This is a genomic window from Marinobacterium halophilum (assembly GCF_003014615.1).
GTDB classification, from domain to species: domain Bacteria; phylum Pseudomonadota; class Gammaproteobacteria; order Pseudomonadales; family Balneatricaceae; genus Marinobacterium; species Marinobacterium halophilum.
Genome location: NZ_PYGI01000020.1, coordinates 63,760 through 87,182, shown reverse-complemented (window position 1 = coordinate 87,182; position 23,423 = coordinate 63,760). Strand labels below are relative to the sequence as shown.

The following is a 23,423-nucleotide window of genomic DNA, read 5'->3' as shown; positions in this document are numbered from 1 at the left end:
TAAAGTAGAATGATTATATTTTTTTATATTTAAAATCAATGTGTTAATGGTTTGTTTTTGATGTTTTTAAGCGGTTTCAGTCAGATTTCCAGTGTTTTTGGTATGGATTTTGTTGACGGTCATGTACGTCATCACTAGTATCTGGATACACAACTGTATGTTCGGAGGTGTGATGAAAGAGTCAGATCGCAAGTTTATTCAGGCGGCCGGTCATGAGACGGCTTACTTCGAATGTGGTGCTGGCGCACCTCTGCTGCTGCTGCATGGTTCTGGGCCTGGTGTATCAGGCTGGACCAACTGGAGTGGCGTTATGGATCAACTGGCGGAGAAGTTCCGTGTGATCGTGCCAGATATCGCGGGTTTCGGGTTTACCGAATTCAAAGAAGAGACCCACTACGACATCAAATTCTGGGTTAACCATCTGGTTGAGTTCATGGATGCCGTTGGCATTGATAAGGCCTCTCTGGTCGGTAACTCCTTCGGTGGTGCTGTTGGTATCGGTCTTGCGCTATTCAATCCTGAGCGTCTGGACAAGCTGGTACTGCTGGGTACGCCAGCGGGCACTTTCGTACAGACCAAAGGACTGGCCGGTGCCTGGTTGTATGAGCCGTCGGTCGAGAACATGCGCTCTCTGATGGAGCTGTTCCCTTATGACACTTCATTGATCACCGGCGAACTGGTGCAGTCACGTTATGAAGCTAGTGCGCGTGCAGGTGCTCAGGATGCCTTGCGTAAGCTGATACCACAGCCCAGTACTGATGGCGAAACACTGGTGAAGGGCTTCCCGGAAAAAGCCGTCAAGAATATCAAGGCACCAACCCTGGTTCTGCATGGTCGTGAAGACAACGTTGTGCCAGTGCAGTGTGGTCGTGCTTTGGCTGAAAACATTCCCAATAGTGATCTGTATGTATTTGGTCAGTGTGGTCACTGGGTGCAGACCGAGCAGAAGCAGAAATTCCTAAACATTCTGTGCAGCTTTATCGGCGGGGGGCTGGCATGAGCCGGGACGTGCTGGAGCGTATTCTCTGGAGCCTTTCCGTGGATCGTTTCTCAAAGGAAAAATTCCGCGAGGACTCACAGAAGTTTCTCAGCCGCTTTCCGATTGATGAGGAGAGTGTGCGCATGATTCTGGAATTTGACGTCAAGGCGATGCAGGCAGTTGGCATCAATCCAATGCTGACGCTCGGTTACTGGATTGAAATGTCGCCGGACCGTCGGATCTCTTCCTACAACCGCAAGCTGGGCTCCGAGTCGGCCCATTCCGCATCAATCAAAGGGTAACCACAATGGCAGAGATTACTGGCGGCTTTCTAGTGCCGCACGACCCGGTCATGTTTGTGGCCCCTGATGCAGCCGATGCCGAGAAGGCCAAAAAGGTCTGGGATGCCTACGAAACCTGTGCCGAACGTTTGGCCGAGAGTAGTGCGTCCAGCGTAATCATCGTTGGCAACGACCATTACATGCTGTTTGGCACCACCTGTTTGCCTAAATACTGCATTGCTACCGGGCATGTGGAAGGCCCGCTGGACCAGTTGCCGGGGTTGAAGAAAGAGCAGGTGCAGAACCACGAAGCGCTGGCGCAGCATATCGCGGCTCACGGCAGTGAAACCGGATTCGATTGGGCCGTTGCGCGTTCGTTCACTACGGACCATGCGTTTTCTATTCCCTACAAGCTGATCGTGCGTCGTGCCGAAGAGATCAGCGGCCGCAGCATCAGCGCGATTCCGGTCTATCTGGCCAGTGCGGTTGATCCGTTCATTACCAAGGCGCGTGCGCGTCAGCTCGGCGAGCAGATCCGTGCCGCAGTTGAATCCTTCAACAGTGATGAACAGGTATTCGTGATCGGCAGCGGCGGCATCAGCCACTGGGTGGGTACCAAGGAAACCGGCAAGGTGAACGAGCAATTTGACCGCCAGATCATCGACCTGTGTTGCAACGCCAACATCGACGGGCTGGTTGCGTTCACTGATGAGCAGGTCTTGGAGAGCGGCGGTAACGGTGCGATGGAGATCCGAAATTTCATCTGTGCCATGGCGGCTGCCAACGCTCCGCGCGCAGAGCTGATCGAGTATCAGCCGGTACCGGAATGGGTTACCGGGCTGGGCTTTATTGAATTGAAGAAAGGCTGAGCAGTTATGGAAAAGGTATTTCTATGCGCGGTGTCGGACCTTGCTGAAAACCAGGTCAAGAAAGTTGATAGCAGCGTTCATGGCGACATAGCCGTGTACAACCTGGGTGGCCAATATTATGCCACCGCTGACCTGTGTACCCACGCGACGGCCTCCCTTGCTGAGGGTGACGTCGAGGATGACCTGATTACCTGCCCTGTGCATTGGGGGCAGTTTCATATTCCGACCGGAAAGGCGCAGGGGTTCCCCTGTGAAATCGACCTGAAGACTTATCCGGTCACGGTCGAGGGTGAGGAGATCTATGCCCTGATAGCAGTGGATCAGGCGTTAATTGCGAAAGGCTAAGGCTAAAGGTGTCAGACCATGGGTAACATGATTAAAACAATAGATGTAACGGACTCACTGACCAATCTCAAGGATGCGTGTGATCTGGAGAGTGGACGTATTTCGGGCAAGATCTTCTACGATCAGGCGATATACGAGCAGGAATTGGAAAAGGTATTCGCACGCTGCTGGCTGTTTGTTGCACACGAATCCCAGATACCGAAAACCGGTGACTACATCACCACCACGATGGGTGAAGATGAAGTGATCGTGATCCGCCAGAAGAGTGGTGGTATCAAGGTGTTCCTCAACGCTTGTCCTCACCGGGGCAACAAGATTTGCTTCTCTGAGTCTGGCAGTGCCCGTGGTTTTATCTGCAACTATCATGGCTGGTCCTTCAATGTTGAAGGGAATCTGGTCGGCCAGCACGAATCCGGTGTCTATGAAGACAGCAACTTCGACAAGTCCAAATGGGGCTTGAAGGAAGTTGCTAATGTGGATTCATGGAAAGGACTGGTCTTTGCCACCTTCGATCCTGAAAGTCCTTCGCTGCAGGAATATTTGGGGCCGATGACCTGGTATCTGGATGCGCTGTTCGACAACCAGGAAGGCGGTACCGAGTTTGTCGGTGGTTGCATCCGTTCCACCTATGAATGTAACTGGAAGATCGCAGCCGAGAACTTTGTCGGCGATATCCTCCATGCCGGCTGGACCCATGACTCAGCCGCCCGCGCCATGCTGGGCGGTTCTGTCGCCAAGGTCAGTGACTTTGAAGAGTCTTACTCCGTCAACTGGAATGGTCACGGCTACGAGTTTGCGCTTGATACCGTTGGTAACGTGGCGGTACTGGGTGAGAGCGCTTTGAACAGGTACATCCACACGATCAAGCCGTCTGTGGCTGAGCGTCTGGGGGATTTTCGTTCCAATATGATCGGCTCGGTCTCTTCCTGCACCATTTTCCCGAACTTCTCCTTCCTGCCGGGCCAGAACACTGTACGCATCTGGCAGCCGCGCGGTCCAAACAAAATGGAACTGTTCACTTGGGTCGTCGTGAACAAGAGCGCACCGCAAGAGGTGAAAGAGAAGTGGCGCAAGGGTGCCATGATGACCTTCTCGCCGACCGGCGTGTTCGAGATGGATGATGGCGAAAACTGGGAGTATTGCACCAAGACCGCCAAGGGACGTGTCACCGCACAGCAGGATTTGTTTGTGGGTCTGGGCATGGATACTCTGCTGACCGATACGCCGCTGCCGGCAAATGTGTATGAGGGCCAGCTCAACGAAGCCAATTCCCGTGCCTTCTACCAGTACTGGTACGACATGCTGAACGCGAAAAGCTGGAATGAAGTGCCCAACCGAAACGTTGGCAAGGCGGAGGCAGAATAATGACCGCACTCTATGACGAACAGCGCCCGGTTTCAGTTGAGCAGCATTATCGGATCAGTCACTTCCTGAACTACGAATATCGTTTGCTGGACGACGAGCGTTTCGATGATTGGCTGGCGCTGATGCACGACGAAATCCATTACTGGATGCCCGGTATTGAGAACCGTCGCCGCGAAAACCTGTTGGAACACGGCTTTTATGCCACCGACCACATGGCCTTTTTCGATGACAGCCTGCGCGATCTTGGCCGCCGTGTGGCGCGCTTCAAGCAGCCTTCTGCCTGGGCCGAGAACCCGGCCACCCGTAACGTACACCAACTGTCCAACGTGGAAGTCTATTACGGCGAAAACGATGGTGAGTACGTCGTGCATTCCACCTTTCAGAGCGTGCGCAGCCGTGGTCTGGATGAAGAGTATGTGATCTATGGTCGTCGTCAGGATCTGATCGTGCAGGACGGGGAGAGCTTCAAGATCAAGAAGCGTCTGATCCTGATCCCGAACGCAACGCTGACCTGCAAGAACATCAATACCTTCCTCTGAGGTGCTGTATGACTACGCTTGAATCCAAGGTTGCACTGGTCTCCGGCGGTGCCGATGGTATCGGCCGGGCCGTGGTTGAACGCTATCTGGCCGAAGGGGCAAAGGTGGCGGTGTTTGATATCAACGCCGACAAGCTTGATGCGCTTGCGCGTGATTTCCCCGAAGGGCTGATTACGGTGCAGGGCGATGTGACAGAGTACGAGGATAACGCGCGTGCGGTCGCCGATACGGTCGCCGCATTTGGCAAACTTGATATCTTCGTGGGTAATGCGGCGCTGTTCGACTATTTCGTACCGCTGCGCAAAATCGCGCCTGAAAAACTCGCGGACAACTTCGACAGTCTGTTTCACGTGAACGTGATGGGTTATCTCAACGGGGTTCGTGCGGCGCAGGAAGAGCTGAAAAAAAGTGGCGGCAATATCATTCTTACGGTCTCCAACTCCGGTTTTTATCCCGGTGGCGGCGGCATTCTCTATGTCACTTCCAAGCATGCGGTTGTCGGCATGATTAAACAGCTGGCCTATGAAATGGCACCGGATGTGCGAGTGAACGGCGTGTCGCCGGGTGCGACCGATACCGAGATGAAATCGGTGGATGGCATTTCGGGGCGTGCTCAACCGCTCAATCACATTCAGGGATTCCATGAGAATGCGGCCAATGCCGTACCACTCAAGCGGATGGCATCACCCTCGGATCATGCTGCGCTCTATGTAGTGCTGGCGTCCAACGAACAGTCCCCGATGACCACCGGCTGTGTCATTCACAGTGACGGTGGCTGGGTCGCTAGATGAACACCTGACCCCGTCATTTAACCGGAGCATAAAAATAATGAATGTCTTCGAAACCACACGCTTGCCCCTGCTGGTCGCGCCGATGTTTCTGGTGTCGTCTCCAGAATTGGTGATTGCCAGTGCCCGAGCCGGGGCCATTGGTGCGCTTCCAGCGGCCAATGCGCGCACCGTTGAGACGTTGGGTGAGTGGATGGCGCAGATTCATGCCGAGCAGCTGCCCTGGTTGTTCAACATGATCGTCCACTCCTCATATGACCGTTTTGAAGCGGAGTTGGAACTGGTGCGTCGCTATCAGCCCGCCATTGTTTCTACTGCGCTTGGCTCTCCAGCGCGAGTGACAGAAGCAGTAAAAGCCTATGGTGGCCTGGTGGTTGCCGATGTAATTACCCCGACGATGGCGCGGAAGTCCATCGCGGCGGGTGTTGATGGCCTGATTTTGGTCTGCAGCGGAGCTGGCGGCCATACCGGCCGATATAACCCATTGGCTTTCATCCATGAGGTACGTGAATTCTGGGATGGCCCCTTAGGTGTCGCTGGCTGCGTATCGCGTGGCGAAGACGTACTGGCCATGCAGGTTGCCGGCGCGGATTTTGTGGTGTCCGGTACACGCTTCATCGCAGCGCAAGAGAGCTTCGCCAATGGTGACTATTGCGACATGCTGGTGGCCTCGGGTCTTGAAGATATCGTTGAAACCACTGCGGTCAGCGGCGTCAATGCCACTTGGATGAGAGCCAGCCTTGAGCGGGCGGGTATTCCGCTGGATCAGGGAGCAAGTGCCAAGCCGATCGATTTTTCCGGCAACATTTCCACCGCAAACAAGGCCTGGAAGGATGTCTGGTCGGCCGGGCAGGGGGTGGGTGCAACTCGTGCAGTGGTATCGACCTGTCAGATTATGGACAAGCTGCATGCGGAATATTCGGCGGCTCTGAGAAAAACGAAACAGTTGTCAGAGGGATACCTGTAAATGAGTCAGGAAGAGTTCAATGCTGTCGCGCAGCGCATCATTAAAGCCAGAGCAGACACTTGCGCGACTGGACCTATTTCGGCGGATTACCCTCACTTTGGTATGGACGATGCCTATGCGGTACAGCAGCTGGTCAATCGTGACCGTTTGGAAAAAGGGGGGCGTATTACCGGGTACAAGATCGGCCTGACCTCCGAAGCGGTACAGCAACAGTTGGGTGTCGACCAGCCTGACTATGGTGTCCTGTTTGCAGATATGGAGCGTCGTTCTGGTGAGCTGGTCGACTGTTCACAGCTGATCGCCCCCAAGGCTGAAGGCGAGATCGGGTTTGTGTTCAAGAATGACCTGGATTGCAAGGACCTGACGTTTACTGAGTTGCTGGCGGAAATCGATTGCTTCATGCCGGTGGTGGAAATTGTCGACTCGGTGGTGCGTGACTGGAAGATCAATATCGTTGATACGGTAGCCGATAATGCCTCTTCGGCTCTGTATCTGGTGGGCAGCCGACGCTTTGATCCGGCCGGTGTGGATTTTACCCGTCTTACGGTTGCCGTCGAGGCGGAAGGCATGGACACGATCAGTGGCACTGGAGCGGCCTGCCTGGGCAATCCGCTGAATGCGACCTGGTGGCTGGCGCGTAAGCTGATCGATCTGGGTACACCGATCAAAAAGGGGCACCTGGTGTTGTCAGGAGCGATGGCACCCATGGTCAATATCAGGCCTGGAGAGCAGTTGAAATTCAGCTTTGAACAACTGGGCGACCTAGTGCTGAATGCCGGCTAACGAGCGGATAACAATAAGATATAACAAAGGTTTTTATTATGGGTGCTGATGTTTTTTCACAGCTGCCAAGCACGCGTGTGACAGTTGAAACCTGCGCTGACGGTGCCTTTATCGTCAAGTCTGAAACAGAACTCGACACATATGATCGTTGTGTCGGTGACTGGCTGGAAAGGTGGGCAGAAGAGCGTCCGGGACAGGTCTTCATTGCTGAACGTCATGGTAGTACATGGGACGAAGTGAGCTATGCCGAGTTCCGTAATCGGGCCCGAGCCGTCGCTCAGGGATTGATCGATCTAGGGCTTCCCAACGACGATCAGCGACCGCTGGTGATACTGTCCGGCAACTCGGTAGATCATGCGCTGGTCCAGATGGCCGCGATGTATATCGGTCTGCCGGTGACACCCGTCTCCGTCGCTTACTCGCTGATGTCGCGCTCGCATGAGCGTCTTAAGACCATCATCGACAAGCTGAATCCCTGTGCGATCTTTGCCGACGATGCCGAACTCTTCCGTACTTCCTTTGAGGCCTGCGCGGGCACCGAGGTGTTCATCGCGTCACGCAATATTGCAGAGGACAGTCAGATCCACTGTCTCAAGGAGATGCTGGAAAAAGAGGTGACCGAAGCGGTTGATAACCGTTTTGCTTCTATCGGGCCTGACACCCACGCCAAGTACCTGCTGACTTCGGGTTCGACCGGTGTTCCGAAGGTGGTGGTCAATACCCAGCGCATGATGTGTGCTAATCAGCAGATGATTGCACAGTACTGGCCCTTCGTTGAAAGCAAGGCGCCACGTGTACTGGACTGGCTGCCCTGGAGTCATATTTTCGGCACCAACCACAACTTTAACCTGGTGCTGCGCAACGGTGGTTCTCTCTATATCGACAGCGGCAAGCCGTTGCCGGGGCTGATTGGCGAAACCATTCGTAACCTCCGTCATGTGAAACCTAACCTGTTCTTCAATGTGCCCAAGGGATACGAAGTACTGTTGGAGCACATGCGGGATGATGAAGAGCTGTGTCGCACATTCTTTTCCAACCTGGATATGCTGTTTTATGCCGCAGCCGCGCTTCCTGTACCGGTCTGGGATGAGCTGAAGCAGCTGTGTGAAGCCACCGGCAATGATGTTTTCTTTACCACCGAGTGGGGGGCTACTGAGACGGCACCCGCTATTACCAATGTGCACTGGCGTCTGGATCGACCGGGTAACATCGGTGTGCCTTTTCCCGGTGTCGAGATGAAGTTCGTGCCCAACGGCTCCAAGCTGGAGATGCGGATCAAGGGGCCCATCGTCTTCAGCGAATACCTGCGAGACCCTGAAAAGACCGCTGAGGCCTTTGATGACGAAGGCTTCTACTGCATTGGTGATGCTGGGCAGCTGCAAGACCCGAGCGATGCCTCTGCCGGTATCCGTTTTGATGGTCGTGTCTCCGAAGATTTCAAGCTGAGTACGGGCACCTGGGTTTGCGTTGCCAGTATCCGTGCCAACGTACACAAGTTCTTTGGTGACCTGGTAACAGATGTGGTCGTGACCGGACATGACCGAGATTGCCTGGGCCTGCTGGTCATTCCGGGACCGCGCATGCGCAAGCTGGCTGAAGACCGGGACGGTAGCATGACCGGTTCGGAACTGATGCAGGAGCCTCATGTGCGTGAAGAGCTGAATACGGCCATGACGCTGATGGCGCAGGTGGCCAAGGGCTCGGCACAGAAAATCTGCCGTTTGCTGGTGCTGGAAATGCCCGCCGAGATCGAGAAGGGCGAAGTAACCGACAAGGGCAACCTGAACCAGAGACGGATGCTGGAGACACGGCAGGCCGATGTGGAACGTCTCTATGTCGACAAACCGGATGAGCTGGCTCTGAGCATTATTTGATTGGATGAGAATCATATGAGCAAAAAACTGAAAGCGGTCATCATTGGCCCGGGTAACATCGGCACCGATCTGCTGATGAAAATGCAGCGTTCCGAGTGGATCGAGCCGGTGTGGATGGTCGGTATCGACCCCGAGTCCGAAGGCCTCAAACGCGCCGCCGAGATGGGCATCAAAACCTGCGCTACCGGCGTGGACGGTATCCTGCCGCACGTCATTGAAGACGACATCCGGGTGGCTTTTGACGCCACCTCGGCCTACGTTCATGCCGAGAACAGCCGCAAGCTGAACGAGCTGGGCGTGATCATGATCGACCTGACGCCCGCGGCCGTCGGCCCGTTCTGTGTCCCGCCGGTGAACCTGGCCGACCACGCCAAGAACCTGGAGATGAACGTCAACATGGTCACCTGCGGTGGCCAGGCGACGATCCCGATGGTTGCCGCCGTATCCCGCGTGCAGCCGGTTGAGTACGGCGAGATCATCGCCACCGTCTCCTCCCGCTCCGTCGGGCCGGGCACCCGTCAGAACATCGACGAGTTCACCCGCACCACTGCCGGTGCCGTTGAGAAGGTCGGCGGTGCCAAAGAGGGCAAGGCGATCATCATCATCAATCCGGCCGAGCCGCCGCTGATGATGCGTGACACCATCCACTGCCTAACCGAGAGCGAGCCGGATCAGGCCGCGATCACCGAGTCCGTCCATGCCATGGTGAAAGAGGTGCAGAAATACGTACCGGGTTACACCCTGGTCAACGGCCCGATCTTTGATGGCAACAAGGTGTCCTGTTTCATGCAGGTCGAAGGTCTGGGCGACTTCCTGCCCAAGTACGCCGGCAACCTGGACATCATGACCGCAGCCGGTCTGCGCACCGCCGAGATGTTCGCTGAAGAAGCGGCCAACGGCACCATCACACTGCCGGCACGCGGCTAAGCGGGAGAGATGATAATGAATTTGAACGGTAAAAAAGTCACGCTGCACGACATGTCTCTGCGTGATGGCATGCATGCCAAGCGCCACCAGATCAGCCTGGACCAGATGGTCAACGTTGCCACGGCGATGGATGAGGCGGGCATGCCACTGATCGAAGTCACCCACGGTGACGGCCTTGGTGGTCGCTCACTGAACTACGGCTTCCCGGCCCACAGCGACGAGGAATACCTCAGCGCCGTTGTGCCGAAAATGAAAAACGCCAAAATCTCCGCCCTGCTGTTGCCGGGGATCGGTACGGTTGACCACCTGAAAATGGCCAAGGACTGCGGCGTCTCCACCATCCGTGTGGCGACCCACTGCACCGAAGCGGATGTGTCTGAACAGCACATCGGCATGGCCGCCAAGATGGAAATGGACACGGTCGGCTTCCTGATGATGGCGCACATGGTCAGCCCGGAGAAAGTCCTGGAGCAGGCCAAGCTGATGGTCGGTTACGGTGCCAACTGCATCTACGCCACCGATTCCGCCGGTTACATGCTGCCGGACGAAGTGACCGCCAAGATCGGCCTGCTGCGGGCCGAGCTGCCGTCCAATATCGAAGTGGGCTTCCACGGCCACCACAACATGGGCATGGCGATTGCCAACTCACTGGCGGCGATTGAAGCCGGTGCCTCGCGCATCGACGGTTCTGTTGCAGGCCTGGGTGCCGGCGCCGGTAACACGCCGCTGGAAGTGTTTTGCGCGGTGCTGGATCGCATGGGCGTCGAGACCGGTGTTGATCTGTACAAGATCATGGATGTGGCCGAAGACCTGATCGTACCGATGATGGATCAGCCGATCCGTGTGGATCGCAACGCGCTGACCCTGGGTTACGCCGGTGTGTATTCCTCGTTCCTGCTGTTTGCGGAACGTGCGGAGCAGAAATACGGCATCTCGGCTCGCGATATTCTGGTTGAACTGGGCCGTCGCGGCACCGTAGGTGGACAGGAAGACATGATTGAAGATTTGGCACTGACCATGGCGAAAGAGAAGGGGTTGATCTGATGAACCATGTCGTAACCGTTGATCCGGTTGGCAAAACGTTTGAAGCGGATGCTTCCCAGAGCCTTCTGGATGCGGCTTTGAGATCAGGTGTTGTGCTCAAGCATGGCTGCCGTGATGGCAAATGCGGTGATTGCCGTACCGAGCTGACATCCGGTCAGGTTGAGTACCCCGAAGGACTTGAGCTGACTGACTCTGACCGTGCTGGCACCACCGTGCTGACCTGTCAGGCGCGGGTTAAAAGTGACGTTGTGCTGCACTCACCTGAAGTGACCAGCTTTGAAGGCGTCACCGTACAGAAAGTGGCTGCCAGAGTGATGGCTAAGGAACCGTTGGCCGATGATGTCGTAAAACTAACCTGTAAGTTGGCGCCGGGCTGCGTGTTCAATTACGTACCAGGCCAGTATGTTGATCTGACCGTGAAGAATGTGGTCACGCGCAGTTACTCCATGGCTACAGCCGAGGCTGCGGATGGGTGTATCGAGCTGCATGTGCGACTGGTGCCTGGTGGGCAGGCAACGCCTCTGATTTTTGATGAGCTCCAGGTCAAGAATGTCGTTGCCATTGAAGGGCCGTTCGGTACTTTTTACCTGCGTGACAGCGCAGCCCCTGCTGTTTTCCTTGCCAGCGGAACCGGGTTTGCACCGATCAAGGCATTAATGGAGCAGCTGATTGCTGGTGGTAATCGCCGCAAAGTTCACCTGTACTGGGGTGGGCGGCGTGCAGAGGATCTTTACATGGATCAACTTTGCCGCCAATGGCAGGATGAAAAGGACTGGTTTAAATACACTCCTGTACTTTCTGAAGAGCTTTCCGGTTGGGACGGACGGACCGGTTTTGTGCACGCAGCTGTGATGGAAGACTATCAAGATCTGTCTGGACATCAAGTTTATGCTTGTGGTGCACCGGTCGTGATCGATTCTGCACGCCGAGATTTTACCGTCAATCGTGGTCTTGAATACGGAAATTTCTATGCAGATGCCTTCGTATAATCGTTTATTTCCTTAGTGGGCTGCTGCGCCGGGTAGTGGTCATCGCTGCCCCGGCCGCATGTTTTGATCCAGTATTCCAATATCAATTAGCACGGCTGACTTAATCTTCAGCAACAGAGTGTTGCAAAAGTGTGCATGAATGTTAAAAGTACAGTACTGTACTGTATGTTGAAGACATAATAACAATCGGAGCCATAGCAATGTCGATAAAGACAAGCAAAGCATTCAAGGCCGGACTCGTTCTGACCGGTGCCCTCATTTCCTCTACTGCCAGCTGGGCTGCGGATGTGACGCTCAGATACAACCAGTGGTTTCCGTCGCAGCACTGGTCGCAGAAAGAGGGCTTGTACAAATACTTTGATGAAATCGAGAAGGTAACCGAGGGGCGCGTCAAGGTAATGCCTTCTGCCAAGCCTTTGGCGCCGCCGACGCGTAACTATCAGGCTGTCGTTAATGGTATTGCCGATATTGCCTGGGGACCGCATGGCTATGCGCCGGGTGCTTTCCCGTTGACTGAAATGGTTGAACTGCCGTTCACAAATCAGGATGCAGGTGTTAGCTCGGCAGCCTATTGGCGCCTGTTTGAGAAGTATTTCCAGCCAGCAGGTATGCATGACGACGTGATAACTCTGGCGGTACACGTAACGTCTGGTGGCAACATTCACATGAAAGAGGATGCTATTGCCACACCGGATGATTTCAACGGCAAGAAGATTCGTGTTCAGACCAGTGTAGTTGGCGATGCACTGAAAACGCTAGGTGCTGTTCCCATCGCAGGTTCACTGTCTGAGCTGCGTGAGTTCCTGTCACGAGGCATCATTGATGGCACAACTCTCTCTGATGAACTGTTGACCGGTTTCAAGGTTGATAACTATGTTGAAAAAATTACGCAGATCCCGGGCGGCATTTTTACCAACAGCACCTTCGTGATTATGAATAAAGCCAAGTGGAGCCAAATCAGTGAATCGGACCGCCAAGCAATCATGGCGATTTCGGGTGAAGTGTTGGCTGTGCGCATGGGCAGTCTCTGGCACGAGAATGATGTCATGGCGCGTGAACAGCTTAAGGCCCGCTTGGGTGATGACTACATCATGGCGAGTGAAGAGCTGAATACTGCAATTGATACAGCTTTCCAGCCTATTCGTGAGGCCTGGCTTGCCAAGGCAGAAGATAAGGGGGTCGACGGTCGAAAGGCTATTACTTTCTACCGTGAAGAGATCGAGCAGATCACTCAATAAAGCTGGACTGGGAGTGTCGTATTCTTTTGTTGTACGGCACTCTCTTACTGAGGTGGCTATGCGTATTTCACTGCTTAATTTATTGGAGTTTCTGTGTGCCAAGATCTCCATTCTGGCCCTGATTGTCATGTCTGGAATTACATTCATGGATGTATTCGGACGGGTCATATTTAACAGTCCGCTCGGTTTTTCTTATGAGGTGGTCGGCATTTGTTTGGGTATATGTTTCTACTCGGGTCTATATCACGTTCATAAAAAGAGAAAACACGTTCGCATCGATTTGCTGGAAAAACTGTTCAAAGGAAAAACGGGTATTGTTGTGACCTGGTTTGGTTATTTAGTTGAATTAGTGTTTTTCTCTGCGTTGGTTTACATGGTCTACCAGCAGATGGAAGAGTCAAGGCAGTTTGGTGATGTATTCATGTTTCTAGGGCTGGAAAAATGGATTGTTATTGCTGTAATGGCCGTATTTTCCGTTATTGCCTTAATAAGCCTGTTTGTAGCATTCCCTGAAAGAGATCAGATTGAGGCAGAGGGCTGAGTATGGAAATGTGGATCGCTTTTATTGTTCTGCTGACACTGTTGTTTTTACGTGTGCCGATTGCGATAGCGACCGGTTTGGTAGGAGTCATTGGCCTGTCTTACTATCAAGGCTGGGGAGCGGCTTTAAGCCAGCTTGGCATGATTGCGACGGAAACGGTTCTATCCTATGAATTTGCCGTTATTCCGCTGTTTATTCTGATGGGGAATATTATCAGCCGGTCAGGCTTGGCTGAAGAACTGTACAATGCAACCCACGCACTTGTGGGTCACTATAAGGGTGGCCTGGCGATCACTACAATCGGTGCTTCTGGGGGCTTCAGTACTTTTTGCGGTTCCAGCTTTGCTACCGCGGCAACCATGACGCGTATTGCATATCCGTCGATGAAAAAATTTGGCTACAGCGATGGCCTCGCGACCGGCTCGATTGCGGCCGGTGGCACGTTGGGGATCTTGATACCACCTTCTATTGCGCTGGTCTTCTACGGCATCATTACGGAAACGGATATCGGCAAGTTGTTCGTTGCCGGTGTTATCCCAGGCATCATAGGGATACTTTTTTATGTCGCAGCAGTATTGTTCACCGTGCATGTTCTGAAGGATAAGTGTACGGACAGTGATGAAGCCAGTCTCAAAGAAAAACTGTTGGCCATCCGCCAATTATGGGCCTTTACGCTGCTGATTTTTGTTGTATTGGGCGGAATCTATTTCGGTTTCTTCTCACCAACAGAGGCTGCCGGAGTAGGCTCGGTTGGTGCCATTCTGATTACCTTGATTCGTGGCAAGCTCTGCATGCAGAAGATGCAGGATGCATTGGAAGATTCGGCGGCTACGACGGTCTCATTGGTGGCTATTCTGATCGGTTCACTGATTTTCGCCAACCTGGTCAATGTATCCAACCTGCCGTTTACCATTGTTGACTGGATTGAAGGGCTGAATTTTGGTTTGATCGGAGTGCTGACGGTTATTATCCTGATTTATTTTGTGCTTGGTGCCGTGCTTGAATCCATTTCGATGCTGCTGCTGACCGTGCCGGTATTCTATCCGGTAGTTCAGGGGATGGGTATGGACCTGATCTGGTTCGGCATCATTGTGGTCATAGCGACTGAGATCAGTCTGATTACGCCGCCGGTAGGGCTGAATGTGTTTGTACTGAAATCAGTGGTGCCGGACGTTGACCTGAAGGTGATTTTCAAGGGGGTATTTCCGTTTTTGATCGCGGATATCTTCAGATTGATGCTGATTATTGCGTTCCCTGCATTGTCTTTGGTTCTCGTTGATATGATGTGATGCCTGTTTATGTATGAACCACGGCTACCTTTCCGCTCTGGGAGGTAGCCGTTTTTTATATCTATCCTCTGAATTTACAGTCAGAGAGAGGACAGTTATCGGCCAGGAAGTTGGCAATACGGTCCGAGCGTGCTCGACGAATGTCTTCGGAGGCTTCGGGGTCTACCAGGGAAGACGCAATCAGAAAGGAATAGATCAGGTGAGCCAGGTCATTGGCTTGCTGGGGTGAATGTCCCATATCCTTGAACAGGTCTTCGATAAAACTGATGCGGTAACTGTCCACTTCGTCGACCGTGGCACGGGCAATTTCATCTCGTCGTGCCCATGCGCGTAGCGAAATCTCAATTGAAGCTGCCTTGTGTGCCTTGTCACCTTTCAGTGGTAGAGCGATCAGTTCCTGCAACTGTTCTTTACTGTCAGACGATCTTTTTTTAAGACTTTCAATCACGGCTTCAGTTGCTTTTAACCGCCAGCCATCCAATATGGCCTGCAGTAGGTCGTTACGGCTATCAAAATGATAATAGAAGCTTCCGCGTGTAATTTTCAGCTTTTTGGCAAGGTTATCCACGCGAACCATATCAATACCGCTTGTGGCTAAAACCTGAGTTGCTGCATTTACCCAGTCGGTCCGTGATAGGCGCTTGGTAGCCATAATGAGATGCTGCTCCGATTAACAGTTGGAAAAATACAGTATACAGCTAAAAAGAGGGCAAGTTGACTGCAGGTTTTGTGCATATGCTCCTAATGCCGCTTGTCGAGCAAGGATGGTTTTATAGGCCAATCTGCCGCATCGACATGGTCGATGGCGACCTGTTGTGCTGCTCCCTGCCAGCGTTTAACGAAGGTTCCTTCAGGGTCATACAGTTGTGTCTGTTTGTTGATATCGAAACGGCGCTTGCCGCGTGGGTCGGCACCCACACCAGCCATGTACTGCCAGTTGCCCCAGTTGCTGGCGACATCGTAATCGAGCAGCTCTTGCTCAAACCAGGCGGCTCCGTAGCGCCAATCCAGCTGCAGCTCGTTTACCAGACAGCTGGCAACGATCTGGCGACCCCGGTTGGACATGTAGCCAGTAGCGCGCAGCTGTTTCATGCAGGCGTTGACCAATGGCCAGGGGGTGCTGCCTTCGCACCAGGATTTGAAACGCTGGGGATAAAAGCTGGTCAGCGGTGGGCGGTTCTGAATGCCGTGCAGGTGGAACAGGCGGCTGCCATGGTGACGGGCATACCACTGGAAATACTCGCGCCAGAGCAGTTCGAAGAAGATCCAGTAGGTCGACTCGTTGGCACCCTGCTTGGCTTCGTAATTGCTCAGCTGCTGATATACCCGCCGGGGCGACAGGCTACCTTGGGCTAGCCAGGGGGAGAAGCGAGTACCGTTATCGCGGCCATCCAGGGCGTTACGCACCTCTTTGTAATGTGACGCCAGCGAGTCACCGAAGTAGCGCGTAAGGTGGGACTGTGCGGCTAGCTCACCACCCATGAACCATTCGTCCCTGCTTGCGGGACTCGGTGTTGGTAGTGGTTGTGAGTCAGGTAAATGACTGTTGGGTGGAGGGGGCAGGCAAGTGACGCGCGGCCGTGCTACTGGCACCGGCAGCGTTTCCATCCGGCGGCGGAACGCGGAGAAACTGGCAGGAAAGTCCGCCAGCACCGTTTGCAGCTGATCATCCGCGTACAGGGTATAACTGTCAGGCATTACCCACTGCAGATGTGGGAAACGGGTGCTCAGCGCATCACACTGCCGGGCCTCATACCAGCCAACGGGGCGGGTACAGAAAATTTGGTCAATATTGATCTGGCTGACTAGTGTGGACAGCACTTCAAGTGGATCACCGGCGAAGCGGTGCAGCGACTGGCCCAGCGTGCTTAATTGCTGCTGCAGATCTGCCAGCCCCTGTGCCAGAAAACGCTGACGTTTACTGCCCAAACGGGTTGAATTGAATGTGTGCGGACGCTCAAGTTGTCGATCGTGCACGTAGACACAGATAAGGCGGTCACACTGTTTGGCCGCCTGTAGGAGTGCAGGGTTGTCATCCAGGCGAAGATCCTGAGTGAACCAGTAAAGTCCGATGTTCATGGCAGCTCCTTGTTGCTTTCCCACGATACGTCCCATACGGGGCGTTGGTTTCCTTACTGCGATCCAACAGCAGGAAATACACTTTATGTGTAGTATGAATTGACCGGATTACTTTCGGAGGCTGCATGGAAAAAACACCGCATGATGAAAAATTGCTACAGGCGCTTGGGTGTCTGATCAAATGGTCCGTGCGTTTGTTGGCGGTACTGATGGTCTTCGTGATCATGATGGGCGTTGTCGATGTGGGCTGGACGCTGTATGAGAAGCTGATGACCCCGCCACACTATATCCTGACCATCTCGGATATGTTGGCTACCTTCGGTGCGTTTATGGCCGTACTGATTGCCATCGAAATCTTCATTAATATCACCATCTACCTGCGTGACAATGTCATTCACGTCAAAATCGTCATCGCGACAGCGTTGATGGCGATCTCCCGAAAAGTGATCATTCTTGATCTGGACAATACACCTGCTGAGTACCTGTGGGGCATCGCCCTGATAGTGGTTGCAATGAGTATTGCCTATTTTATCGTGCAGCGTTATGGCTCTGACGAAGGAGGCCATTGATGTCGGGGCTGGAGTTGAAAATACCGCCGCCCGTGATGGCGGCCACGACAGCGTTGTTGTTGTACAGCGGTGATAGATTATCGCCGCAGCCATGGCGGGTAGAGGTGTCGCCATGGCTTATCGGGCTGACCGTGATGATCGCGCTGTTAGTGGGTGCGGCAGCGGTTGCTCACTTTTTTCGGGCCGGTACCACGGTACACCCACATTGTCCTGAGAAGAGTGAAGTGCTGGTGGCGCGTGGCATCTACCGGTACAGCCGCAACCCCATGTACCTGTCACTGCTGTTGATATTGATCGCATGGTCCATGCACCTGGGATGGGTGGGGGCGCCTCTGTTGTGGGCGCTGTTCGTGGTGTGGATTACACGCTTCCAGATCCGCCCCGAAGAGCGGATTCTGGCGCAGTTGTTTGGTGATGATTATCGAGCGTACTGTAACCGGGTCAGACGCTGGTTGTAGCATGCTCGTTGTGGGTACAGTCAGTCAGCCGTCCCAGGGTTTCCCAGGCCTCATACTGGCTCATGAATACTTGGCCGTTCAGTTCGTCAAGGAAATGGCTGCGCTTGAGGCTGTCCATGACCGGCCCTTTTACTTCCGACAGGTGAAAATGTACACCACTGTCGGCCAGGCGGTGATTGATCGCTTCCAGACTTTCCAGTGCCGAAGCGTCGATCAGATTCACCGCCGGGCACATCAGTACCAGATGGCGCAAGTCGGTATGGCTGGCCACCAGATCATAAACCCTGTCTTCCAGATAGCGGGCATTGGCGAAATACAGGCTCTCATCGATGCGCAAGGTCATGATCTGTTTGCAGGTTTCCACCTTGAAGCGGTCAACATTGCGGAAATGCTGGGTGCCCGGTACGCGGCCAACAATGGCGCTGTGCGGTTTGCTGGTCCGATACAAGTGCAGCAGGATCGACAGCCCGACGCCGACCATGATGCCCAGCTCTACGCCTTCCACCAGTGTCAGTACAATGGTCGCCAACATGGCGGCAAAGTCGCTGCGTGAGAAGTCCCAAGTCCGTTTCAACGCGCCCAGATCGACCAGTGACAACACTGCTACAATAATGGTTGCTGCCAGCGTTGCTTTGGGCAAAAAGAAGATCAGCGGCGTCATCAACAGGGTAGCAATGGCGATCCCCACGGCGGTAAAGGCACCGGCGGCAGGCGTTTCGGCACCGGCATCAAAATTGACCACTGAGCGCGAGAAACCGCCGGTCACCGGGAAACCACCAGACACAGCCGAAGCAATATTGGAACTGCCAAGACCGATCAGTTCCTGGTCCGGCACGATGCGCTGTCGGCGTTTGGCCGCCAATGTCTGTGCCACCGAGACCGATTCAACGAACCCGACCACGCTGATCAGCAGTGCCGACACCAGCAGTTGCTGCCAGAGACCGATATCAAAACTCGGCAACTGTAGCCCCGGGAGGCCGCTGGGTACCTCGCCCACGACACGCACACCTTGTTCTTGTAATGCCCAACCCCAGGTGGCCAGTGTAGTCGCGGCGACCGCCAGGACGGGCCCCGCCTTGGCAACGATGTCGGCCAGTCGGTCGGTCATGCCAAGACGTTTCAGCAGCGGCTTGAGCTGCTTGCGAACCCAGAACAGTAAAGCGGTGGCGCTCACGCCAATGATCAGCGTCGGCAGATTGATCTGGTTGACGCTGGCACTGATCGACAGCAGGATCTCGATCAGGTTGTGGCCGCTGGCCTCGACGCCAAGGATATGCTTAAGCTGGCTGGCCGCAATGATGATCCCTGATGCCGTGATGAACCCGGAAATGACCGGATGACTCAGGAAGTTGGCAAGGATACCGAGGCGCAGCAGCCCCATGACAATCAGAATTACCCCGGACAGAAACGCCAGTGCGGTGGCCGCCGCCAAATACTCCGCCGTGCCCTGGAGCGCCAGATTACCCACCGCCGCGGCGGTCATGAGTGATACTACTGCGACCGGCCCGACCGCAAGCGTTCGGCTGGTGCCGAAGACGGCATAGGCCACCAGCGGCAGGATGCTGGCATACAGTCCGACTTCGGCCGGTAATCCGGCAAGCAGGGCGTAGGCCAGTGATTGCGGGATGAGCATAATGGTCACGATCATCGCTGCAATCAGGTCGCTGGTCAGTGTATTGCGGTTATACACCTTCAGCCACTGGAGCATCGGGAGGTAGCGTTCGAGCATGGGTTGCGTCCTGTCGGGAGCGTTCGGGTTATTTTTTCTCGTTAAAGTCACAGGCTGTCGACACTTCGTGTTCAGCGGGCCGGTGGTTCAGAATTTCAGGCTCTGCCAGCCATTCTTTGCCTTTGAACATGGTGTTCCAGTAGATCCAGGGCAGCATTTTTTCCTTCAGAAACCAAGAGAGACGGCTGGGTCGGGTACCTTCCACTAGCCAACTAGGGAAGCTGGGTAGCAATTTGCCGCCGTAGCCGAATTCAGCGAGTACGATCTTGCCTCGCTCAACCGTTAGCGGGCAGGAACCATAGCCGTCATACACTGCGCGTGGGGCTTGGCCTTTAAGGGCTTGCAGCACGTTCTCTGCGACGACTGGTGCTTGCTTGCGGACAGCCGCAGCGGTTTTTGCGTTGGGTGTATTGCCAGCATCACCTAAACCAAAGATGTCACCGTAGCGACTGTGCTGCATGGTTTCTGGATTCAATTCGATCCAGCCTGCGGCATCGGCCAGAGGACTTTCGCTAATGAAGCGAGGCGCGCGCTGGGGCGGGCAGACGTGGAGCATATCGAACGGCTTGTCGACTTCACGCGTTTCACCATCGGTATCAACGACTTTGAAGCGAGCGCTGCGGTTGTCACCGTCGACCGCAATCAGTGTGTGCTGAAAGTCCAATTGAATACCGTAGCGGTCAACGTACTCCATCAGAGCAGGTACATAGGCAGCGACGCCGAATAACGCGGCTCCAGAAGTACAGAATTCAACGTCCAGATCCTTGAGGGCACCGCTGCGTTGCCACTGATCACAGGCCAGGTACATCGCTTTCTGTGGTGCGCCGGCACATTTGATCGGCATGGGGGCTTGGGTGAACAAGGCCTTGCCTTTGCGGGTACTGTTGACCAGTTCCCAGGTGTAGGGAGCAAGGTCAAAACGGTAGTTGGAGGTGACGCCGTTGCGCCCCAAGGTGTCCCGCAGGCCTGGAATGGCATCCCAGTCCAGTGTCAGCCCGGGTGCCACAATCAGGATGCGGTAGCCCAGTTGCTCGCCATTTTCCAGTACCACGCGCTGCTGCTCCGGCAGGAAAGAGGCTGCTGCAGCCTGGTACCATTTCACCGCTGATGGCATCACGTCGCGCATGGTACGGACGGTTTGCTTGCGGTCGAAGACGCCGCCACCGACCAGTGTCCAGCCGGGCTGGTAATAATGCTCGGAGCTAGGCTCAACGATGGCAATGTCCAGATCGGGCTGGCGCTTGAGCAGACTCCCCGTAACCGCTTGGCCAGCCGCACCGCCACCGATAATCAGCACGTCATGACGTCGGGCGTGGGTCGTGGGTCTTGATATGTCGGATGCGCTGGATCTGGCCAGCTCCAGCAATCGGTCGCGCTGGGCGCTGAGATCATATCCGGCAGCTGCGGTGGTCTTGAGAATGGCCTCTACATCGAGATGCTGAGCCTCAGACAGAGCCCAAAGTGTGCTACAGCGGGTACCGGTGCGGCAGAAGGCCAGTACGGGGCCGTGAAGTTCGTTCATCAACTTGCGAAACGCCGCAACATCAGTATCGGTGATATTACCAGATATGACTGGCTGATAGTGCCAAGTAAGGCCGTGACGTTCGGCGGCCGCGCGGATATCGGTCATATCCGGCTGGTCTTGGCTTTCATCTTCCGGACGGTTGCAGATGATCGCCTTGAAGCCCAGCGAGGCTGCAAGACCTATATCAGCAGCCGTGATCTGCGGGCTGACACTGAAAAAGGGAGTTAGCTGATGAATATCCATGCAGGTGTTCCTTTTATATTTTTATTGTGGGTCCGTGGTGTAGCTTCAGAACAGATCGATGGGAATCTTGAGATAACGCTGGCCATTGTCTTCTGCCGGTGGCATCTGCCCGGCACGCATGTTGACCTGTACCGACGGCAGGATCAGGCGCGGCATGCCCAAGGTGGCATCGCGTTCGGTGCGCATACGAACGAAATCCTCTTCACTGATACAGGCCTTGACGTGAACATTGTGTGCGCGTTCTTCCGCCACGGTGGTTTCATAAGCATATACATCGCGCCCCGGTGCCTTGTAGTCATGGCACATGAACAGGCGGGTAGTATCAGGCAATTCGAAGACGCGCTGGATGGAACGGTAGAGAATACGTGCATCGCCACCCGGGAAGTCACAACGAGCGGTGCCGTAATCCGGCATGAACAGGGTGTCGCCGACAAAGGCGGCATCGCCGAAAACATAGGTCATGCAGGCCGGTGTGTGCCCGGGGGTATGCAGGGCTTTGCCTTCCAGGTTGCCGATACGGATGGCATCGCCGTCATGGAACAGAGCATCAAACTGGCTGCCGTCACGGGCGAAATCGGTCCCGGCATTGAATGCCTTGCCGAAGGTGTCCTGCACGGTGGTGATATGGGCACCGATGCCAATCCTGGCAGCGGTCTTCTGCTGCAAATAGGGCGCAGCGGAAAGGTGGTCGGCATGAACGTGGGTTTCCAGAATCCACTCCACGTTCAGTTGCTGTGCTGCAACATGGGCCAGAATGGCATCGGCAGAACCGGTGCCGGTTCGGCCGGCAGCGTAGTCGAAGTCGAGAACCGAGTCGATAATGGCGCAGCTGGATGACGCAGGATCTTGAACGATGTAGCTGTAGGTGAAGGTCGGTTCATCAAAGAACGCGGTGACGATAGGGTGCATGTGAACTCCGCTGCTAAATTACTTTGTGCTATATCCTTATAACCATTTTTTATTCTAGAGTGTCTGGGGCGACTTGCCTAATAGAGAAAGGTTCTAAATCGGTTTGTTTTCATGCCATTGGGCATTACAGGATACCGGCCTGATCCATTTCATCGATAATAATGTGGTGTACCTGCTGCAACGGAGTGCTGCGGCGTTCCGGGTTCATGGGCTCGCGGCTGTAGACCAGGTAGGGATACCAGGCGGTGTTGAGACCATGGTTGAGCAAGTTCAATTCAGAGGAGTCTTCCTCCTCCATGATCAGTAGCGGCTCGGGTACGTAGCCCCAGCCGAGCCCATCCTGAATGGCGTCACGAATCAGCTCGTAGCTACTTAAGGCAAGGGTGTCGGCACCGATATTATTGAGCCGGAAGCGCTCCTGCTGGTCGCTGTCGAGATAGGTGATCTGAGTTGATCCCGAAAGATCGCTGTCGTTCAGGTACCCCAGTCGCGCCAGACGGTGATGACGTGCAGCCATCAATTGCATGCGGGTTTTGGTCAGAATTCGCTGGCACAGGCTGTCGCCGGAATAGACCGGGTTGAAGGCCATGGCGTAGGCGATATCGAGCTGACCCTGACGCACCAGCTCTGGCAGTTCATCGGAACCTGCAAAGCGCATGCTCAGGCTAACGCCGGGCAGGGTGGTACGAATGCGGGTGATTACACGCCGCCAGAAGGACTCGGTAAGCACATCATCACGACCGATACACAGTTCGCATACCTCTTCACCGGGCGGGTTGGCACAGCGGTAGGCGATCTTTTCCTGCAGGGCGAGGAGGCGGTTGCAGTCATCCAGAATCAGCTCTCCGGTTGCCGATAGCTGCAGGCTGTTGCCACGGCGCTGGAACAGAGGGCAACCCAGTTCGTCTTCGAGTGCGCTGATGGCCATGCTCAGGGTGCTGCGGTTGCGGCCCAGTTCGGCAGCGGCAGCGGCAATAGAGCCTTTTTCAGCTACGGTTACGAAATAGTAGAGATGTTCGATGCGCATGGTGGGTCGGTCATGTAGTTATTGAGTAAGCGTCAGTATAGTTGACGCTGAGTGATTGGTGTCGGT

Annotated in this window: 24 protein-coding genes; 18 read left to right on the top strand and 6 right to left on the bottom strand. The window is 54.6% G+C overall.

The features are described from left to right. The first annotated feature begins 172 nt into the window (after nucleotides 1-172). The 16 genes from CLV44_RS13985 (at nucleotide 173) to CLV44_RS13910 (ending at nucleotide 14,818) form a co-directional block, all read left to right on the top strand. Nucleotides 173-1,000 (top strand): alpha/beta fold hydrolase, encoded by an 828-nt coding sequence (locus CLV44_RS13985; protein WP_106592753.1) that lies wholly within the window; start codon nucleotides 173-175, stop codon nucleotides 998-1,000. After that, nucleotides 997-1,281 carry an extradiol ring-cleavage dioxygenase gene (locus CLV44_RS13980; RefSeq protein ID WP_106592740.1) on the top strand — a complete coding sequence of 95 codons (285 nt, stop codon included), beginning with the start codon at nucleotides 997-999 and terminating at the stop codon, nucleotides 1,279-1,281. Before CLV44_RS13985 ends, CLV44_RS13980 begins: the two co-directional genes overlap by 4 nt. A gap of 5 nt (nucleotides 1,282-1,286) precedes the next feature. Continuing rightward, nucleotides 1,287-2,129, top strand: a complete 843-nt coding sequence (locus CLV44_RS13975; protein ID WP_106592739.1) for a DODA-type extradiol aromatic ring-opening family dioxygenase — start codon at nucleotides 1,287-1,289, stop codon at nucleotides 2,127-2,129. A 6-nt stretch (nucleotides 2,130-2,135) separates the two neighbouring features. Then, the gene (locus tag CLV44_RS13970; protein WP_106592738.1) at nucleotides 2,136-2,474 is read left to right on the top strand and encodes a non-heme iron oxygenase ferredoxin subunit; all 339 of its coding nucleotides are present in this window, start codon (nucleotides 2,136-2,138) and stop codon (nucleotides 2,472-2,474) included. Between the two features lie 18 nt (nucleotides 2,475-2,492). Further along, nucleotides 2,493-3,839: an aromatic ring-hydroxylating oxygenase subunit alpha gene (locus CLV44_RS13965; protein WP_106592737.1), complete on the top strand. Its 1,347-nt coding sequence runs from the start codon at nucleotides 2,493-2,495 to the stop codon at nucleotides 3,837-3,839. Then, the gene (locus CLV44_RS13960; RefSeq protein WP_106592736.1) at nucleotides 3,839-4,378 is read left to right on the top strand and encodes a 3-phenylpropionate/cinnamic acid dioxygenase subunit beta; all 540 of its coding nucleotides are present in this window, start codon (nucleotides 3,839-3,841) and stop codon (nucleotides 4,376-4,378) included. Before CLV44_RS13965 ends, CLV44_RS13960 begins: the two co-directional genes overlap by 1 nt. Before the next feature lie 8 nt (nucleotides 4,379-4,386). Further along, the gene (gene hcaB / locus CLV44_RS13955) at nucleotides 4,387-5,169 is read left to right on the top strand and encodes a 3-(cis-5,6-dihydroxycyclohexa-1,3-dien-1-yl)propanoate dehydrogenase (protein ID WP_106592735.1); all 783 of its coding nucleotides are present in this window, start codon (nucleotides 4,387-4,389) and stop codon (nucleotides 5,167-5,169) included. Nucleotides 5,170-5,206: 37 nt separating this feature from the next. Beyond that, on the top strand, nucleotides 5,207-6,133 hold the full coding sequence (locus CLV44_RS13950) for an NAD(P)H-dependent flavin oxidoreductase (protein WP_106592734.1): 927 nt from the start codon (nucleotides 5,207-5,209) through the stop codon (nucleotides 6,131-6,133). Then, the gene (locus CLV44_RS13945; RefSeq protein WP_106592733.1) at nucleotides 6,134-6,916 is read left to right on the top strand and encodes a 2-keto-4-pentenoate hydratase; all 783 of its coding nucleotides are present in this window, start codon (nucleotides 6,134-6,136) and stop codon (nucleotides 6,914-6,916) included. 38 nt (nucleotides 6,917-6,954) lie between these two features. After that, a complete protein-coding gene (locus tag CLV44_RS13940; protein WP_106592732.1) occupies nucleotides 6,955-8,790 on the top strand; it encodes a feruloyl-CoA synthase in 1,836 nt (611 codons plus the stop codon). Between the two features lie 15 nt (nucleotides 8,791-8,805). Next, complete coding sequence (locus tag CLV44_RS13935; RefSeq protein ID WP_106592731.1) at nucleotides 8,806-9,717, top strand: acetaldehyde dehydrogenase (acetylating); 912 nt, start codon at nucleotides 8,806-8,808, stop codon at nucleotides 9,715-9,717. Between the two features lie 15 nt (nucleotides 9,718-9,732). Then, the gene (gene dmpG / locus CLV44_RS13930) at nucleotides 9,733-10,761 is read left to right on the top strand and encodes a 4-hydroxy-2-oxovalerate aldolase (protein ID WP_106592730.1); all 1,029 of its coding nucleotides are present in this window, start codon (nucleotides 9,733-9,735) and stop codon (nucleotides 10,759-10,761) included. After that, nucleotides 10,761-11,750: a 2Fe-2S iron-sulfur cluster-binding protein gene (locus tag CLV44_RS13925; protein WP_106592729.1), complete on the top strand. Its 990-nt coding sequence runs from the start codon at nucleotides 10,761-10,763 to the stop codon at nucleotides 11,748-11,750. Before dmpG ends, CLV44_RS13925 begins: the two co-directional genes overlap by 1 nt. A 200-nt stretch (nucleotides 11,751-11,950) precedes the next feature. Beyond that, nucleotides 11,951-12,988, top strand: a complete 1,038-nt coding sequence (locus CLV44_RS13920) for a TRAP transporter substrate-binding protein (protein WP_106592728.1) — start codon at nucleotides 11,951-11,953, stop codon at nucleotides 12,986-12,988. A gap of 58 nt (nucleotides 12,989-13,046) precedes the next feature. Beyond that, nucleotides 13,047-13,529, top strand: coding sequence for a TRAP transporter small permease (locus tag CLV44_RS13915; RefSeq protein WP_106592727.1), 483 nt, complete (start codon nucleotides 13,047-13,049; stop codon nucleotides 13,527-13,529). A gap of 2 nt (nucleotides 13,530-13,531) precedes the next feature. After that, nucleotides 13,532-14,818 (top strand): TRAP transporter large permease, encoded by a 1,287-nt coding sequence (locus tag CLV44_RS13910; RefSeq protein ID WP_106592726.1) that lies wholly within the window; start codon nucleotides 13,532-13,534, stop codon nucleotides 14,816-14,818. Nucleotides 14,819-14,879: 61 nt separating this feature from the next. Here CLV44_RS13910 and CLV44_RS13905 read toward each other — a convergent pair whose 3' ends face one another. Beyond that, nucleotides 14,880-15,470: a TetR/AcrR family transcriptional regulator gene (locus tag CLV44_RS13905; protein WP_106592725.1), complete on the bottom strand. Its 591-nt coding sequence runs from the start codon at nucleotides 15,468-15,470 to the stop codon at nucleotides 14,880-14,882. Between the two features lie 89 nt (nucleotides 15,471-15,559). After that, nucleotides 15,560-16,897 (bottom strand): DASH family cryptochrome, encoded by a 1,338-nt coding sequence (locus CLV44_RS13900; RefSeq protein ID WP_106592724.1) that lies wholly within the window; start codon nucleotides 16,895-16,897, stop codon nucleotides 15,560-15,562. Nucleotides 16,898-17,022: 125 nt separating this feature from the next. On the opposite strand from CLV44_RS13900, the gene CLV44_RS13895 reads away from it, so the two are divergent. Then, the gene (locus CLV44_RS13895; protein ID WP_106592723.1) at nucleotides 17,023-17,466 is read left to right on the top strand and encodes a phosphate-starvation-inducible PsiE family protein; all 444 of its coding nucleotides are present in this window, start codon (nucleotides 17,023-17,025) and stop codon (nucleotides 17,464-17,466) included. Beyond that, entirely contained in the window at nucleotides 17,466-17,924 is a 459-nt protein-coding gene (locus CLV44_RS13890; protein WP_106592722.1) for a methyltransferase family protein, read from the top strand. Before CLV44_RS13895 ends, CLV44_RS13890 begins: the two co-directional genes overlap by 1 nt. Here the strand turns inward: CLV44_RS13890 and CLV44_RS13885 are convergent. From CLV44_RS13885 to CLV44_RS13870, 4 genes are all read right to left on the bottom strand, one after another. Continuing rightward, the gene (locus CLV44_RS13885; protein ID WP_106592721.1) at nucleotides 17,908-19,653 is read right to left on the bottom strand and encodes a SulP family inorganic anion transporter; all 1,746 of its coding nucleotides are present in this window, start codon (nucleotides 19,651-19,653) and stop codon (nucleotides 17,908-17,910) included. The genes CLV44_RS13890 and CLV44_RS13885 overlap by 17 nt on opposite strands. A 28-nt stretch (nucleotides 19,654-19,681) precedes the next feature. Beyond that, entirely contained in the window at nucleotides 19,682-21,421 is a 1,740-nt protein-coding gene (locus tag CLV44_RS13880; protein WP_106592720.1) for a bifunctional protein tyrosine phosphatase family protein/NAD(P)/FAD-dependent oxidoreductase, read from the bottom strand. Between the two features lie 45 nt (nucleotides 21,422-21,466). Further along, nucleotides 21,467-22,330, bottom strand: a complete 864-nt coding sequence (locus CLV44_RS13875; protein ID WP_106592719.1) for an MBL fold metallo-hydrolase — start codon at nucleotides 22,328-22,330, stop codon at nucleotides 21,467-21,469. Nucleotides 22,331-22,454: 124 nt separating this feature from the next. Next, entirely contained in the window at nucleotides 22,455-23,357 is a 903-nt protein-coding gene (locus CLV44_RS13870; RefSeq protein WP_106592718.1) for a LysR family transcriptional regulator, read from the bottom strand. Between the last annotated feature and the right edge of the window lie 66 nt (nucleotides 23,358-23,423).